The organism is Sphaerisporangium sp. NPDC088356, from assembly GCF_040685555.1.
Lineage (GTDB): Bacteria > Actinomycetota > Actinomycetes > Streptosporangiales > Streptosporangiaceae > Sphaerisporangium.
This window is the reverse complement of the sequence record NZ_JBFBIK010000157.1, coordinates 1-14,571: the sequence shown is the minus strand read 5'-3', so window position 1 is coordinate 14,571 and position 14,571 is coordinate 1. Positions and strand designations below refer to the sequence as shown.

At 72.1% G+C, this 14,571-nt stretch carries 16 protein-coding genes and 1 pseudogene; 12 read left to right on the top strand and 5 right to left on the bottom strand.

The window, feature by feature from the left end; genetic code table 11:
- Nucleotides 1-36 precede the first annotated feature (36 nt).
- The 3 genes and pseudogenes from AB0O34_RS33610 to AB0O34_RS33600 all read right to left on the bottom strand — a co-directional run.
- Nucleotides 37-183 carry a hypothetical protein gene (locus AB0O34_RS33610; RefSeq protein WP_363922457.1) on the bottom strand — a complete coding sequence of 49 codons (147 nt, stop codon included), beginning with the start codon at nucleotides 181-183 and terminating at the stop codon, nucleotides 37-39.
- A gap of 11 nt (nucleotides 184-194) precedes the next feature.
- Nucleotides 195-1,055, bottom strand: coding sequence for a siderophore-interacting protein (locus AB0O34_RS33605; RefSeq protein WP_363922455.1), 861 nt, complete (start codon nucleotides 1,053-1,055; stop codon nucleotides 195-197).
- 69 nt (nucleotides 1,056-1,124) lie between these two features.
- Nucleotides 1,125-1,403: pseudogene (locus tag AB0O34_RS33600) on the bottom strand (excinuclease ABC subunit UvrA); the annotation flags it as partial.
- 340 nt (nucleotides 1,404-1,743) lie between these two features.
- Between AB0O34_RS33600 and AB0O34_RS33595 the strand changes: the two are divergent.
- Nucleotides 1,744-2,559, top strand: a complete 816-nt coding sequence (locus tag AB0O34_RS33595) for a TetR/AcrR family transcriptional regulator (RefSeq protein WP_363922453.1) — start codon at nucleotides 1,744-1,746, stop codon at nucleotides 2,557-2,559.
- A gap of 183 nt (nucleotides 2,560-2,742) precedes the next feature.
- Complete coding sequence (locus tag AB0O34_RS33590; RefSeq protein WP_363922451.1) at nucleotides 2,743-3,237, top strand: universal stress protein; 495 nt, start codon at nucleotides 2,743-2,745, stop codon at nucleotides 3,235-3,237.
- Here the strand turns inward: AB0O34_RS33590 and AB0O34_RS33585 are convergent.
- Nucleotides 3,215-4,231: a YafY family protein gene (locus AB0O34_RS33585; RefSeq protein ID WP_363922449.1), complete on the bottom strand. Its 1,017-nt coding sequence runs from the start codon at nucleotides 4,229-4,231 to the stop codon at nucleotides 3,215-3,217. The two genes, AB0O34_RS33590 and AB0O34_RS33585, sit on opposite strands and share 23 nt — an antisense overlap.
- Nucleotides 4,232-4,286: 55 nt before the next feature.
- On the opposite strand from AB0O34_RS33585, the gene AB0O34_RS33580 reads away from it, so the two are divergent.
- The gene (locus tag AB0O34_RS33580) at nucleotides 4,287-5,039 is read left to right on the top strand and encodes a DeoR/GlpR family DNA-binding transcription regulator (RefSeq protein ID WP_363922447.1); all 753 of its coding nucleotides are present in this window, start codon (nucleotides 4,287-4,289) and stop codon (nucleotides 5,037-5,039) included.
- Nucleotides 5,036-6,262 (top strand): MFS transporter, encoded by a 1,227-nt coding sequence (locus tag AB0O34_RS33575; protein WP_363922445.1) that lies wholly within the window; start codon nucleotides 5,036-5,038, stop codon nucleotides 6,260-6,262. The genes AB0O34_RS33580 and AB0O34_RS33575 overlap by 4 nt, the downstream gene beginning before the upstream one ends.
- A gap of 71 nt (nucleotides 6,263-6,333) precedes the next feature.
- On the opposite strand, the gene AB0O34_RS33570 is transcribed toward AB0O34_RS33575, so the two are convergent.
- On the bottom strand, nucleotides 6,334-7,086 hold the full coding sequence (locus AB0O34_RS33570; RefSeq protein ID WP_363922443.1) for a hypothetical protein: 753 nt from the start codon (nucleotides 7,084-7,086) through the stop codon (nucleotides 6,334-6,336).
- Nucleotides 7,087-7,160: 74 nt separating this feature from the next.
- Between AB0O34_RS33570 and AB0O34_RS33565 the strand changes: the two genes are divergently transcribed.
- The 8 genes from AB0O34_RS33565 (at nucleotide 7,161) to AB0O34_RS33530 (ending at nucleotide 14,457) form a co-directional block, all read left to right on the top strand.
- Nucleotides 7,161-8,189 (top strand): AAA family ATPase, encoded by a 1,029-nt coding sequence (locus AB0O34_RS33565; protein WP_363922441.1) that lies wholly within the window; start codon nucleotides 7,161-7,163, stop codon nucleotides 8,187-8,189.
- A complete protein-coding gene (locus AB0O34_RS33560; protein WP_363922439.1) occupies nucleotides 8,186-9,172 on the top strand; it encodes a DUF58 domain-containing protein in 987 nt (328 codons plus the stop codon). Before AB0O34_RS33565 ends, AB0O34_RS33560 begins: the two co-directional genes overlap by 4 nt.
- Nucleotides 9,169-10,116, top strand: coding sequence for a VWA domain-containing protein (locus AB0O34_RS33555; protein WP_363922437.1), 948 nt, complete (start codon nucleotides 9,169-9,171; stop codon nucleotides 10,114-10,116). The genes AB0O34_RS33560 and AB0O34_RS33555 overlap by 4 nt, the downstream gene beginning before the upstream one ends.
- A 135-nt stretch (nucleotides 10,117-10,251) precedes the next feature.
- A complete protein-coding gene (locus tag AB0O34_RS33550; RefSeq protein WP_363922435.1) occupies nucleotides 10,252-10,932 on the top strand; it encodes a methyltransferase in 681 nt (226 codons plus the stop codon).
- 7 nt (nucleotides 10,933-10,939) lie between these two features.
- Complete coding sequence (locus tag AB0O34_RS33545; protein WP_363922433.1) at nucleotides 10,940-11,497, top strand: RNA methyltransferase; 558 nt, start codon at nucleotides 10,940-10,942, stop codon at nucleotides 11,495-11,497.
- Between the two features lie 131 nt (nucleotides 11,498-11,628).
- Nucleotides 11,629-12,432, top strand: coding sequence for a glycerophosphodiester phosphodiesterase (locus AB0O34_RS33540; protein WP_363922431.1), 804 nt, complete (start codon nucleotides 11,629-11,631; stop codon nucleotides 12,430-12,432).
- A gap of 161 nt (nucleotides 12,433-12,593) precedes the next feature.
- Nucleotides 12,594-13,940 carry an MFS transporter gene (locus AB0O34_RS33535; RefSeq protein WP_363922429.1) on the top strand — a complete coding sequence of 449 codons (1,347 nt, stop codon included), beginning with the start codon at nucleotides 12,594-12,596 and terminating at the stop codon, nucleotides 13,938-13,940.
- Between the two features lie 172 nt (nucleotides 13,941-14,112).
- Complete coding sequence (locus tag AB0O34_RS33530) at nucleotides 14,113-14,457, top strand: RNA polymerase-binding protein RbpA (protein ID WP_184981820.1); 345 nt, start codon at nucleotides 14,113-14,115, stop codon at nucleotides 14,455-14,457.
- Nucleotides 14,458-14,571: the final 114 nt, after the last annotated feature.

The following is a 14,571-nucleotide window of genomic DNA, read 5'->3' as shown; positions in this document are numbered from 1 at the left end:
CGGCGATGCCCGTGAGGCGCTGACCGGCCGGCTTCTTCATGGACGAGACCGCCAGGTCATGGCGAGGGAGAACCGGCCCTTCCGGCCGCCGGACAGCGTCCTGATCGGCCGGTCGGCGAACTCGGCGAGGCTGAAGGCGGCGAGCAGCTCCTCGCTCCGCTCCTCCGCCTGCTTGCGGGACATGCCGCCGGGCCTCAGCCGTTGTCCTGGGCATGGGCTTCCGCCGTCAGCTCCCGCGCGCGTTCCACCAGCTCACCCGCGTCGGTGAGGTCCTCCTGGGTGGGGGCGTCGTCCTGGGTGAGCTTGAGCCGCCAGTATCCGGTGAAGTCGATCGACCGCTTGTCCACGCCGCGGTCGCCGACCAGGTGCCGCCGCAGCGCGCGCACCGTGCCCGCCTCGCCGGCCAGCCAGGCGAACACCCGTCCCGAGGGGAACTCCGCCCGGCGCACGGCGTCGAGCAGCCCCTCGCCGTGTCCAGGTGGCACCTGGCCGCGGTGCACCCAGCGCACGCTCACCCGGCCGCGCGTGGTGAACGACTGCTCCTCGGCGGCGTCCCCCACCTCGACACAGGCCACCGCCGGGTAGCCCTCGGGCAGCGACTCGATCAGCGTGCCGATCGCCGGCAGCGCCGCCTGGTCCCCCGCCAGCAGCAACCAGTCGCTCGCGGCGATGGCGGCACTGAGCGGGACGGGCCGGGCGAACATCGCCGACGGGCCGAACATCCCGAGGACGTCACTGGGCCGCGCCGACTCCGCCCACCGCGCCGCGGGACCGGCGTCCCCGTGCAGCACGAAATCGATGTCGACCGTCTTGCGCTCGCGGTCCACGGCGCGGATGGTGAAGCTGCGCATCCAGGGCCGCTCGTCCTCGGGAATCGCGTTGAAGGCCTCATACCAGCGCATGAAGTCACCGCCGGGCTCCGGAAGCCGCGGCACCGCCTGGCCCGGCTTCGGAAAGTACAGCTTCACCTGCTGGTCGGGCTCCCCGCCGATCGAACCGGCGAGATCGCCCGCGTCGAAGGTGACGCGCGCCATGTGCGGGGTGACGCGCTTCATATCGGTAACCGTGATCAACGAGACGGCCGGCTCCATCGAATCCTCCATAAGACGAAAAGGCGGGTTCCGCTACGCCGCGGCGCCCTTGAGATAGGCGCGCAGGTGCTGGGCGGTGAGCGAGTTCCCATGGGACACCAGATCGGCCGGCGTTCCGGTGAACACCACCTGGCCGCCGTCGTGACCGGCGCCGGGGCCGAGGTCGATCAGCCAGTCGGCGTGGGCCATCACGGCCTGGTGGTGCTCGATGACGATGACGGTGTTGCCGCCGTCGACGAGCCGGTCGAGCAGGGCAAGGAGCCGGCCCACATCGGCCGGGTGCAGGCCGGTGGTGGGCTCGTCCAGCACGTACGTCGTGACCTTCTCGAGTTCGGCATGAACGACTGGATGAACGCCGTGTAGGTCTCGTTGATCAGGCGTTGCGACTCGGCGGCGATGGTGCCGAAGACCAGGGACGACTTTCCCAACCCCGAGACGCCGGTGAAGACGGTGAGCCGCCGCTTCGGGATGTCCAGCGAGATGCCGGCCAGGTTGTTCTCCCTGGCCCCGCGGACCTCGATCACGTCGTGGCTGTCCGCGGCGGCCGGCCCGTACGGGCTGGACGGCTGGGGGTCCATTCGATCGCTCCTGATATCCTTATGGCGTAAAGAGATAGCCTGGCAAAGTTACTTTATGCCATAAGGAGTTGCAAGTGGTCGTCTACGCCGGACAGGGCGATGCGCACCGTTCGATGGCCCTGCTGTGGCGCACCGCGGAGTCCGGGCAGGTCCGCACCGGTCCGGGACCCAAGCCGGGGCTGAGCGTCGACCTGATCGTGGATACGGCCATCGCGGTGGCCGACGCCGAGGGCATGGCGGCGCTGTCCATGCGCGCGGTGGGCGAGCGGCTCGGGCGTACGGCCATGGCCCTGTACACCTACGTCCCCAGCAAGAGCGAGCTGGTCGACCTGATGTACGACCGGGCGCTGGCCGAGCTGCCCACCGGCTACGAGCGGGGCGCGGGCTGGCGGGCGGCCACGACGGCCTGGGCCGAGGACACCTGGGCCTTCTACCTGCGCCACCCCTGGGTGCTGCAGGTCTCGCAGGCGCGTCCGGTGCTCGGGCCCAACGAGTACGTCACGCTCGAAACGCTGCTCGGGGTCCTGCGTGACACCGGGCTGGAGGCCGGGGTGCTGCGGCGCCTGGTCGGCACACTGTTCCATTTCGTGCGCGGCGCGGCGCAGACGATCGCGGAGTCACGGCAGGCCGCGACGGCGACCGGGGTGTCCGACGAGGAGTGGTGGTTCGCCCGCTCGGCCCTGCTGGCGCAGGTCGCGCCCGACTTCGCCGAGCGGTTCCCGATGGTGACCTGGCTGCAGCGGTGCCAGAGCGAGGAGTGGGAAGCGGCGTCGGACGACACCGTGCCCTACCTCGACAGGGAGGCGCGCAAGACCTTTGAGGCCGGCCTGGCCGTCGTCCTGGACGGTATCGAGGTCGCCGTGACCGGCGCGTCCGGGTCATCTTTGTGATCGCCTTTACTTTGTAGATTCACAGTGGGATCCCCTGCCGGGACGGCGTTCCGGCCGCAACGAGCCGCCTCACAAACGGCCATCACGCCGTGTGCAGAAACTGTGACATTTAGTGGTGATTTTCCCAGCGCTTTGGCGGGACGTCACTCCAGGCACGCGATGCTCGGTGGGGAGGAGGTTCCCGTGACGCACAAATCGACTCGGCCACGCATCGTCGTGGGCGTGAGCCACTCCCCCGCCGCGACCGCCGCACTGCTCTGGGCGCTCGGTGAGGCCCGGCTGCGAGACGCGGTGATCCAGCCCGTCCACGCCTGGCAGTGGTCCGGGCAGCATCGCGCCTCTTACGCGCCGATGGGCTCCTGGCGCTCCCATGACGACGAGTACGAAGCGGCCAGGGCGCAGACGCGGGCTATCGTCGCCGAGGTGGCCCCCTCGGTCGAGCCCATCGTGGCCCAGGGCCCGCCGGCCCAGGTGCTGCTCAACCACTGCGAGAACGCCGAGATGCTCGTGCTCGGCATCCGCAGGCCCGAGGCGGGCCTGCCCGTGACCGCCCCGCCGGTGCTCACCGCGTGCGTCATGGGGGCCCGATGCCCGGTCGTGGTGATCTCTCCCCACGTGGTCGGCACGCCGGAGTTCCGGTCGTGCGACGCGAGCCTCAGCGGGGCGCGGACCCGGTGAGAGACCCGGTGGCGGGCGGATCGGCGCCGTACACCGCCGCCAGCTCCGACACGGTGGTGGCCATCATCTCGCGCAGCTCGGGCGGGCCGAGTACCTCCAGGCTCGCGCCCATCCTGAGCAGCAGCCAGCAGGCGTGCCTGACCGACTCGATGGGCAGCCGCAGCACCGTCCAGCCGTCCTCGCCGGGCGGGCCGGCGTCCGCGAGCGCGGTGTCGACCGGCCGCGTGCCCACGGTCACCCGCAGCAGCCCCTCCGCGCCCGGCGCCAGCCGTACGGTCGCCTCGGCGGTGTACATGCGGTCGCGGAAGCCGGCCGAGTAGGTCTGCCAGAAGTCCGCCAGGTCGAAGCCATCGGGCCAGGTGAAACGCTCGGCCAGCACCTCCACCGAGACGATGCGCGACACGCGGTACGTGCGCGCGGGCGCGTCGTGCGGAGCCGCGACCATGTACCACGAGCCACCCTTCAGCACCAGGCCGTACGGGCGGACCTGCCGCACGACCTCGGCCGGGCCCCAGCGGCGGTAGACCATGCGCAGCTCGCGCCCCTCCCACACGGCGTCGGCGACGACGCCGAGATGCGGGACGTCGTCGGCGTCGCGATACCAGCCGGGCACGTCCAGCAGGAACCGGTCGCGCATGCGCGAGGCGCGCGAGCGGGGCTCGGGCGGCAGGGCGGCCAGCAGCTTCAGCTCGGCGGCGGCGGCCACCTCGCCGAGGCCGAGCTCCGCGGCCGGGCCGGGCAACCCGGCCAGGAACAGCGAGGAGGCCTCCTCGGCGGTCAGACCGTTCAGCCGGGTGCGGTAGCCGTCGAGAAGCTGGTAGCCGCCCGCCGGACCGCGGTCGGCGTAGACCGGGACGCCGGAGGACGAAAGGGCCTCCACGTCGCGGTACACGGTGCGCACCGACACCTCCAGCTCCTGCGACAGCTCAGCGGCCGTCATCCGGCCGCGCGTCTGGAGCAGGAGGAGTAGGGACAGCAGCCGGCTTGCGCGCATGCCGCCCAGTCTCCCTGATTCGCCAAACTAACATCAAAAATGTTCATATGAACGCATGGATCGCTTGCGGGCAATAATGGATGCCCTGATGACATCGGACAGCGTGTCGGTCGCGGAGCTCGCCGCCGAGTACGGCGTGTCGGAGATGACCATCCGCCGGGACCTCGACGAGCTGGCCCAGCAGGGCGTCGCCCGGAGGATACGCGGCGGAGCCCAGAGCCTGTTGCTGCGCGGCGAGGAGCCGCCGTTCGGCGTCCGCGAGCACGAGTCGCAGGACGACAAGCGCCGCATCGCCGCCGAGGTGGCGAGCCTGCTGGCCGACGGGGAGGCGGTCGTGCTCGACGGCGGCACGACGACACTGGCCGTCGCCAGGAAGATCCACGACCGCAGGCTCACCGTGCTCCCGCTGTCCGTCCAGTCGATCCAGGCCCTCAGCGGCGCGCCGCGCGTGCGGCTGGTGCTCCCCGGCGGCGAGGTGCGGCACGGGGAGCTGAACATCACCGGACCTCTGGCGGTGAACACGATCGGCTCCCTGCGCTTCGACACCGCGGTCATCGGCTGCTGCGGCCTGTCGGCCGAGCACGGGCTGACCGCCCACGACCTGGAGGACGTCGCGGTCAAGCAGGCCGCGATCGGCTCCGCCCGGCGCGTCGTCGTGGCGGCCGACTCCTCGAAGTTCCGCCAGACCGCGTTCGCCACGGTCTGCCCGCCCGGCGCCGTCGACGTGCTCGTCACCGACGCCGGCATCCCCCGCGACCAGCATGAGGCGCTAACCGCCGCCGGCGTCACCGTACGGGTCGCCGCGTGACCCTCCTCGCGGAACGCGGACCCGCGCTGCGCAGGGCCCGCCTCGCGGTGTACGTCATGTTCCTGATCCCCGGCGTCGCCATCGGCGTGTGGACGGCCCGCATTCCGGCGCTGAAGGAACGGCTGGCGCTCGGCGACGGGCAGCTCAGCCTCGCCCTGCTCGCCATCGCGGCGGGGGCGCTCGCCGGGATGCAGGTCGTCGGGCGCCTGGTCGACCGGTACGGCAGCGCCCGCGTCATGGTCCCCCTGGCCGTGGCCCAGGGCGCCGTGCTGCTGCTCCCGGCCGCGATGCCGAACCTGCCCGCGCTCGCTGCCTCGCTGGCGCTCTTCGGCGCCGCCCACGGCAGCCTCGACGTGTCCATGAACGCCGGCGCGGTGGAGGTCGAGCGGGCATGGGGACGGCCGCTCATGTCGTCCTTCCACGCCGTGTTCAGCATCGGAGGCTTCGCCGGCGCCGCGCTGGGCGGCGTCCTCGCCCATGTGGGGGTCGGGGCCTGGCCGACGCTCGCCGCCACCGGCGTCCTGCTCGCGGCACTGGCGCTCCTCATCTCCCCCTGGGCCTTCCTCATCCCCTCCGAACGCGGGACCGCGCCCGAGGCCGGACGCGGAGACGACCGGCGAAGCGCGTCCCGCGCCAAGGCCCGAGGGGTGCTGTTCCTCGGCGTGCTGGGCTTCTGCTGCATGGTCGGCGAGGGGGCCTCCGCCGACTGGGGGTCGGTCTACCTGCGGGAGGACCTCGGCAGCTCGGCCGGGTTCGCCGCCGCCGCGTACGCCGCGTTCTCGATCATGATGACCGCCGGGCGCCTGGTCGGCGACCGCCTGTCGGCCCGGTTCGGCCCCGTCGTGCTGGTCCGGTGCTGCGGGCTGCTGGCCGGGGTGGGTCTGTCGGCGGCCCTGCTGATCGCCCACCCGGTGGCCGGAGTGATCGGGTTCGGATGCTTCGGGGCGGGCCTTTCGTGCATCGTCCCGCAGGTGTTCTCCGCGGCCGGGCACCGCGACCCGGCCCGTGCCGGGCAGGCGCTCGCCCGGGTGGCCAGCCTCGGCTACCTCGGCTTCCTCACCGGGCCGGTCCTGATCGGCGCCGCCTCCGAGGCGCTCGACCTGCCCCGCGCGCTCGCCATCCCCGCCCTGCTCGCGCTGTTCGTCGCCCTGGCGGCCCCGGCCGTACGCAAGCCCGCGCCGGCCGCGGCCCCGGCCGGGAAGTCCCCCGACCGCGCTGGTTAGTTCAGGTACTACGCCGGTCCCGTGCGCGAGTGCGCGACCGGCGAGTGTCGCCGCCCGAGCGCGTACCGTCGTCAGATGGCCTGGCTGGGGTCATCGCCGGGCGCGCTGGGGCCCGGGGAGGTGCTGCCGCTGTCTCCCGGGGTGGGGGTCGGCGAGGGCTTCAGGGTGTCGCTCGGCGAGGGCAGGGGCGGCGGCGTCGGCACGAACATCGTCGGCGGGAGCGGCCGGGACGGCGGCGGGAGCTCGTCGCCCCGTCCGAGCAGCAGCCACGCGATCGCCCCGGTCAGCGTCAGCAGCACCGCGAGGACCGACATGGCCACCAGCACGGCACGCCGGGTCTCGGTCGCCGGCGGCGCCGGCGGCGGCGGGAGGGGGATCGCCGGGGCACGGTCGCCCAGCCAGTAGGGCACGAAGTCGGGCCCGTGGGTCTCGCCGATCAGCGTGCCGCTCACCAGCACCGACTCAAGGAACCACTCGGCGCCCACGCCGACCGGCGTGTAGGGCACCGCGACCCATGGCGCCGGCCCGTCGTCCATGGCGATGACCTGCGGCACGGCGGCGGCACCTCGCCCGCGGGCACGCGCGACCCAGCCGCGGACGCCGCGCGCGGGCCCGGCCTGGCGGATCCCGGTGAGGAAGCGCTCGCGCGCCGCCACGTCGAGGGCGGCCCCCCGGGTCAGCAGCGCGATCGAGACCGCCCGCCCGCCGGTGTCCTGCGCGAGGTAGACGAACCCCGTGGCGAGCGCCTGGAGCCGCGCCTGCACGACGTAGGCGCCCAGCCGGGGCGGGTCGCCGTACTGGAGCGGAGTGGCCACGACTGCCATGAAAGCACACCTCGACACTCGGCTCACCGTGACGGTGCCGTGCACCTTTGCGCCGTGTTTGATGGAATGGCCGCATGACCGTTGCGGAAGAACGCAGTGACGGATCCGGGCCGGACGAAGGTGCCGACGCGGACCTCCGTCTTCTCCAGCAGTCCCTCACAGAGGTCCGGCGCGTCATCGTCGGCCAGGACCATATGATCGAACGACTGCTGGTGGCGCTCCTCGCCCGCGGTCACTGCCTTCTCGAAGGCGTGCCAGGCGTCGCCAAGACGCTCGCGGCCTCCACACTCGCCACCGTGGTGGGAGGCACCTTCGCCCGCATCCAGTTCACCCCCGACCTCGTGCCGAGCGACATCGTCGGCACCCGGGTGTACCACCCGTCCAGCGAGAGCTTCGACGTCGAGCTCGGGCCGGTGTTCGTCAACTTCCTGCTCGCGGACGAGGTCAACCGGGCGCCCGCCAAGGTGCAGTCGGCCCTGCTGGAGGTCATGGCCGAGCGCCAGGTCAGCCTGGCCGGGCGCACCCATCCGCTTCCCCGGCCGTTCATCGTGCTCGCCACGCAGAACCCCATCGAGTCAGAAGGGGTGTATCCCCTCCCGGAGGTGCAGCGCGACAGGTTCCTGTTCAAGGTGCGGGTGGTCCATCCCACCGCCGGCGAGGAGCTGGAGATCCTCCACCGCATGAGCGTCTCCCCGCCGCTGCCCGGGCGGGTGCTCGACCCGGCACGGCTGCTCGCGCTGCAGAAGCTCGCCGACCAGGTGTCGGTCCACCAGCTCGTCGCCGACTACGTCGTGCGCCTGGTGATGGCCACCCGCACCCCCGCCGAGTACGGGCTGCGCGACCTGGAGGAGGCCATCGAGATCGGGGTCAGCCCCCGTGCGACCCTCGGCCTGGTCGCGGCGGGCCGCGCGCTGGCGCTGCTGCGCGGGCGCGACTACCTGCTCCCCGACGACGTGCGCGACGTCGCCGTGGACGTCATGGGGCACCGCCTCATGCTCACCTTCGACGCCCTGGCCGACGGGGTGGACCCCGAGGACGTGGTGCGCCAGATCCTGGCCTCCGTGCCGCCCCCGCTCGTCGTCTGGAACCAGGCCCAGCGGTGACCGCTCCCGAAGGACGCGAGGCGGGCGGAGGGCAGGGGAGAAGCCCCGAGCACGCCCTGCGCCGCCTGGAGCTGACCGTGGTGCGCCGCCTCGACGGGCTGCTCCACGGGCAGCACCAGGGCCTGGTCCCGGGCGCCGGCAGCGAGATCGGCGACAGCCGGGTGTACGTGCCCGGAGAGGACGACGTGCGCCGCATGGACTGGTCGGTGACGGCACGCACGACCATCCCGCACGTCCGCGACCTGGTCGCCGACCGCGAGCTGGAGACGTGGGTGCTGGCCGACCTGTCGCCCAGCATGGACTTCGGCACCGCGGCGATGGAGAAGCGCGACCTGGTGATCGCGGCGGTCGCCGCGATGGGGTTCCTGACCAGCCGCATCGGCGACCGCTTCGGCGCGTACGTCATCCACGGCGACCAGGTCCACCGCCTGCCGGCCCGCACCGGCCGTCCGGCGATGTACGCGCTGCTGCAGACGCTTCTGGACGCGCCCAGGGGGATGCCCGCCCCCGGGCCGACGCGCCTGGGCGAGGCGATCCAGCTGCTCGCCGGGGCGCGCCGCAAGCGGGGCCTGCGCGTGGTCGTGTCCGATTTCCTCGACCTCGGCGCGGGCGGCGACCCGGCCGCCGAGCGCGAATGGGAGCGGCCGATGCGCCGCCTGGCCGCCCGCCACCAGGTGCTCGCCGTTGAGGTGGTCGACCCCCGCGAGCTGGAACTGCCCGACGTGGGCCTGGTCGCCCTCACCGACCCGGAGACCGGGCGCACGCGCGAGATCCACCTGTCCCCGAAGATCCGCCGTGACTACGCCGAGGCGGCGGCCGCGCAGCGGGAGGCGACCCGGATGGCGATGCGCCGGTGCGGCGCCGGCCACCTGGTGCTGCGCACCGACCGCGACTGGGTCTACGACATCGCCCAGTACACCCTCAGGCACCGGCGCACCGCCCACCTCGCCGGGCGGCACCCCACCAGGAGGGCAGGCGCGTGATCTTTCTCTCTCCGGGCTGGCTGTGGTTGTTCGCCGCGCTCGCCCTGATCGTGGGCGCGTACATCTACCTGCAGTTCGTCCGCCGCCGGTACGCCGTGCGGTTCACCAACCTCGCCCTGCTCAGCCTCGTCGCCCCCGAACGGCCCGGATGGCGGCGCCACCTGCCCGCCGCGCTGTTCCTGCTGATGATGAGCCTGCTGGTGCTGGGCGCCGCGCGGCCGGCCGACGCCACGCGGGTGCCGCGCGACCGTGCGACGATCATCGTCGCGGTGGACATCTCCCTGTCGATGGAGGCCGCCGACGTCTCCCCGACGCGGCTGGTGGCCGCCCAGCAGGCCGCGCAGCAGTTCGTCAAGGATCTTCCTGAACGGTTCAACGTCGGGCTGGTGTCCTTCGCGCGCTCCGCCGCGGTGGTCGTCTCGCCCACCACCGACCACCTGGCCGTGATCAACGCGATCGGCAACCTGTCCACCCGTCCGGGCACGGCGATCGGCGAGGCGGTGTTCAACTCGCTGGACTCGGTGCGCTCCTTCGACCAGCGGGCCGTGACCGACCCGCCGCCCTCGGCGATCGTGCTGCTGTCGGACGGCGACAACACCTCCGGCCGGTCGGTCAACGAGGCGATCCAGGCGGCGGCCGGGTTCCACATCCCGGTCTCCACCATCGCCTACGGCACGCCGGACGGCACGGTGAGCATCGACGGCCGTGACGTGCAGGTCCCGGTAAACAAGGCGACGCTGCAGTCGCTGGCCGACGGCACCAGCGGGCGCGCCTACACCGCCGAGTCGGGGGACGAACTGCGCGACGTCTACAGCCAGATCGGCAGCTCGCTCGGCTACCGCGTCGTGCACCAGGAGATCGGCCAGTGGTTCACCATCGCCGGCATCCTCGCCGGCCTCCTGGTGGCCGCCGCCGCCATGCTCCTGGGCTCCCGCCTCCCCTGACCCACGACGGCCGTACCCGGGGCCCATGCCGGTGACGGCCGTGTCCGGGGGCAGAGCCCTCGGACACGGGCGGCGGGAACGCGTCGCGGGGCCGCCCGATCACGACCACCGTCCCGCGGTTGGTAACGTCTCCACGTGACGTCCAAGGGGGCACATTACTTCGAGGAGCGGCCGGGCGCGGCCGCCCGGCCGGGCACGGTCGACGTGATCCTGCCCGACCTCCACCTGCGCCTGGCCACCGACAGCGGCGTCTTCTCCCCCAACCGGCTCGACGCCGGCACGCGGGTGCTGCTCGAGAGCGTGCCGGCCCCTCCCCAGGAGGGCGACCTGCTCGACCTCGGGTGCGGGTACGGCCCGATCGCGCTGACCATGGCTTCCCGGGCACCGGAGGCGACGGTCTGGGCGGTGGACGTCAACCGGCGCTCGGTCGAGCTGTGCGAGCGCAACGCGCAGGCCGCCGGCCTTGACAAAGTAAGGTCGGTCCATGTGGACGACGTCCCGCCCGGCGTCCGCTTCTCGGCGATCTGGTCGAACCCGGCGATCCGCATCGGCAAGCCCGCGCTCCACGCCATGCTCACCCGCTGGCTCGGCCGGCTCACCCCCGACGGCGCCGCCTACCTGGTGGTGCAGAAGCACCTCGGCTCCGACTCCCTGCAACGGTGGCTCGGCGACCACGGCTGGGCCACCACGCGCGTGGCCTCCCGGTCGGCCTACCGCGTGCTGCGGGTCGCCGCCCGCCCCGCGCCGGACGTGACCGGCCCTTCGACAGATGACGTTTCCCCAGGTGGCGATGCCACCGACGACGAGGAGCGATGAGCACCCGATGAGCACAGGCACCCGCAGGCAGCTGCGCCAGACCGACGTCAAGCGGCTCAACCGCAGCTGGCGCCGGGGCACCGAGAACCGCCTGTCGCTGATCCTGGAGTCCGTGACGGGCCCGTTCAACGTCGGCTCCATCTTCCGCACAGCGGCGGCCTTCGGCGCCGACGAGCTCTGGCTGGGCGGCAACGCCACGCCGCCCACCAACCCCAAGGCGCAGAAGACCGCGCTCGGCACCGACCGGCTGGTCCCCTGGCACGAGCCGGTCCCCGCCGTGGAGGCCGTACGGGCGGCCAAGGAGGAGGGTTACACCGTGATCGCGGTCGAGCTGACCGGCGACGCGGTGCCGCTTCACGAGGCGAGGCTCGACCGCGACGTGTGCCTGGTGCTCGGCAGCGAGGACCACGGCTGCTCCCCCGCCGTGCTGGAGGCCGTCGACGAGGTCCTCTACATCCCCCAGATCGGCCGCGTCGGCTCCTTCAACGTCGGCGTGGCCGCCGCCATAGTCCTCGCCGAAGCCCGCCGCCAGGAATGGTCCTCCCAACCCGCCCCCACCGAGTGACCCAGGCCGCCTGATCGGGGCCCGGCGGCTGGTGGGGCCAATGGGGCATGGTCGCGTGGAGGTGGCTTTGTGACCCAAATGTTCATGGGCGTAGGCTGACGTGGCAACCTTTTAGGGGGATACTCCTGCTCGTGCAGCTGCGCTTCCCGTTTCTCGATCATCCCGGCCCGCTCGCCTTCGCCCATCGCGGCGGGGCCGCCGAGGGCCGGGAGAACACCATGGCCGCCTTCTCCAGGGCCGTCGAGCTGGGGTACACCTACCTCGAGACCGATGCCCACGCGACGGCCGACGGCGTGCTGCTCGCGTTCCACGACCACACGCTCGACCGTGTGACCGACCGCCACGGCCGCCTCGCCACCTTGCCGTACCGCGAGGTGCGCCGGGCGCGCATCGGGGGCGTGGAGGAGATCCCGCTGCTGGAGGACCTGCTCGGCACCTGGCCTGATGTGCGGGTCAACATCGACGTCAAGGAAGCGCAGGCGATCGGCCCGCTGGCCGAGGCGATCCGCCGCACCGGCGCCTATGACCGCGTCTGCCTGACCTCGTTCTCCGACGTGCGACTGGCCAGGGCGCGCATGGCCATGGGCCGGCCCGTCTGCTCGGCGCTCGGCCCGCGCGGCGTCGCCAGGCTGCGTGCCGCCGCGCTCGGCTCGGGGTACGGCCGCCTGCTGGGCGGCCTGGCCAAGGAGCGCATCCCCTGCGCGCAGGTGCCCGTCGGCTTCCGCGGGATGCGCGTCACCACCCGGGCCCTGGTCCGTACGGCTCACGCCCTCGGGATGCAGGTGCACGTGTGGACCGTCGACGACCCCCGCGTGATGGAGGGCCTGCTCGACCTGGGGGTGGACGGGATCATGACCGACAACATCTCGGGCCTGCGGGACGTCCTCAGCGCCCGGGGCCAGTGGCATCCTCGCCGGCCCGCCGCGCACGCGTGACCCGCCCCGGGCCGGCGCCGTCCACGCCTCCCCGCGGGGCACGCGTACCCCGCCCGGGGCCGGTGGCACACCGCCGGGCACGGGTGCCCCTGCTTTCCCACCACACGCCCTAACCCCTCAGCCCACCCCCCGTGCCGCCGACGAGGCCAGGAGCATCCCCCATGACCACCTCCATCGCCGCCGAAGAACTGCCTGAGACACGCAAGCGCGAGCAACGGGGCTGGTACTGGTACGACTTCGCCAACTCGGGCTTCCAGACGACGGTCATCACGGTCTTCCTCGGCCCGTACCTCACCACGCTCGCCGAGAAGGCCGCGGGCGGAGAGGAGGGGTTCGTCGGCTTCCTCGGCTTCGACTTCCGCGCCAAGGCGTACTTCTCGGCCATCGTGACGATCTCGGTGGTCCTGCAGATCGTGGTCATGCCGGTCGCCGGCGCCCTGGCCGACCACACCGGCCGCAAGAAGGAGCTGCTCGCCCTCTTCGCCTACCTCGGCGCGGCGGCGACCCTCGGCTTCTACTTCGTCGCGGGCGACGCCTACGTGCTGGGCGGGGTGCTGTTCATCGTCGCCAACGTGGCGTTCGGCGCGGCCATGGTGGTCTACAACTCGTTCCTGCCCCAGATCTCCCGCCCGGACGAGCGGGACGCGGTCTCCTCACGCGGCTGGGGGTTCGGCTACCTCGGCGGCTTCCTGCTGCTCGCGGTGAACCTGTTCCTGTACGAGGGCAGCGGCATCGACCAGGGCCTCGCGGTGCGGATCAGCCTGGCCTCAGCCGGTCTGTGGTGGGCGGTGTTCACCGTGATCCCCCTGCTGCGCCTGCGCAACCGCCGGGTCGCCACCCACGACGGCACGCCCTTCCGTGCCGTCGGCGGCAGCTTCCGCCAGCTCGGCCGCACGATCGCGGACCTGCGGCGCTATCCGCGCAGCCTGCTGTTCCTGCTCGCCTACCTGATCTACAACGACGGCGTGCAGACCGTGATCTCGTTCTCGGCGACCTACGCCGACCAGGAGCTCGGGCTTGGCAAGAGCGTGCAGATCACCGCGATCCTGATGGTGCAGCTCGTCGCCTTCTGCGGGGCGCTGCTGCTCGGGTGGCTCGCGTCGCGGTTCGGCACCAAGCGCACGGTGCTGGTCAGCCTGGTGGTCTGGACGGCCGTGGTGGCGGTGGCGTACTTCCTGCAGAAGGGGGCCGCGATCCAGTTCTACGCGATCGCGTTCCTGATCGCGATCGTCCTCGGGGGCACCCAGGCCCTCTCGCGGTCGCTCTACTCGCTGGTGATCCCGGCGGGCAAGGAGGCGGAGTACTTCAGCCTCTTCGAGATCAGCGACAAGGGCTCGGCATTCCTCGGATCGCTGACCCTGACCCTGGCCCTCCAGCTCACCGACAGCTACCGCCTGGCGATCCTGTCGCTGGTGATCTTCTTCGTGATCGGCTTCGCGCTGCTCACGCTGGTCAACCTGCCAAGGGCCATCCGCGAGGCGGGCAACGAGGTGCCCGCGCGGGTCTAGCCGGAGGACGCGCTCACCCGTGACGCGACGAAGATCAGCTTTGCGACGCCGAGGGCCCGAGGCGAAAAGCGCGATTGGATCACCCCAAGGGTGGGAATCCATCCACGGTATCAAGCGTTGTAAGCCGTGGAGACCCACCCCTCATAATGGGGCCCTCAGGAGGCATTGAAACATGGGCGAGCGTGCACTTCGCGGTACCCGGCTCGGAGCCACCAGCTACGAGAACGACCGCAACACCGATCTGGCCCCGCGCCAGGAGGTGCCTTACACCTGCCCGAAGGGCCATCGCTTCGACGTGCCCCTTGCCGCGGAGGCGGAGATCCCGGCGACATGGGAGTGCCGCAGTTGCGGCGCCACCGCCCTAAGGGTGGATGCAGAGCAGCCTCAGCAGAAGAAGGCCAAGCCGCCGCGCACCCACTGGGACATGCTACTGGAGCGCCGAACGATCGAGGATCTCGAAGAGGTGCTCAACGAGCGTCTGGCGATCCTTCGGGCACAGCGGCGTAAGAGCGCCTGAACCCAACCTAGCGGCGCCTTCGGGCCACCTCACGGTGGTCCCGGGGGCGCCATTTTCTTGCCCTGACCGGGCCGGTCTTTTTTGCCCGGGCCGGGCCGGGCCGGGCCTTGCGTG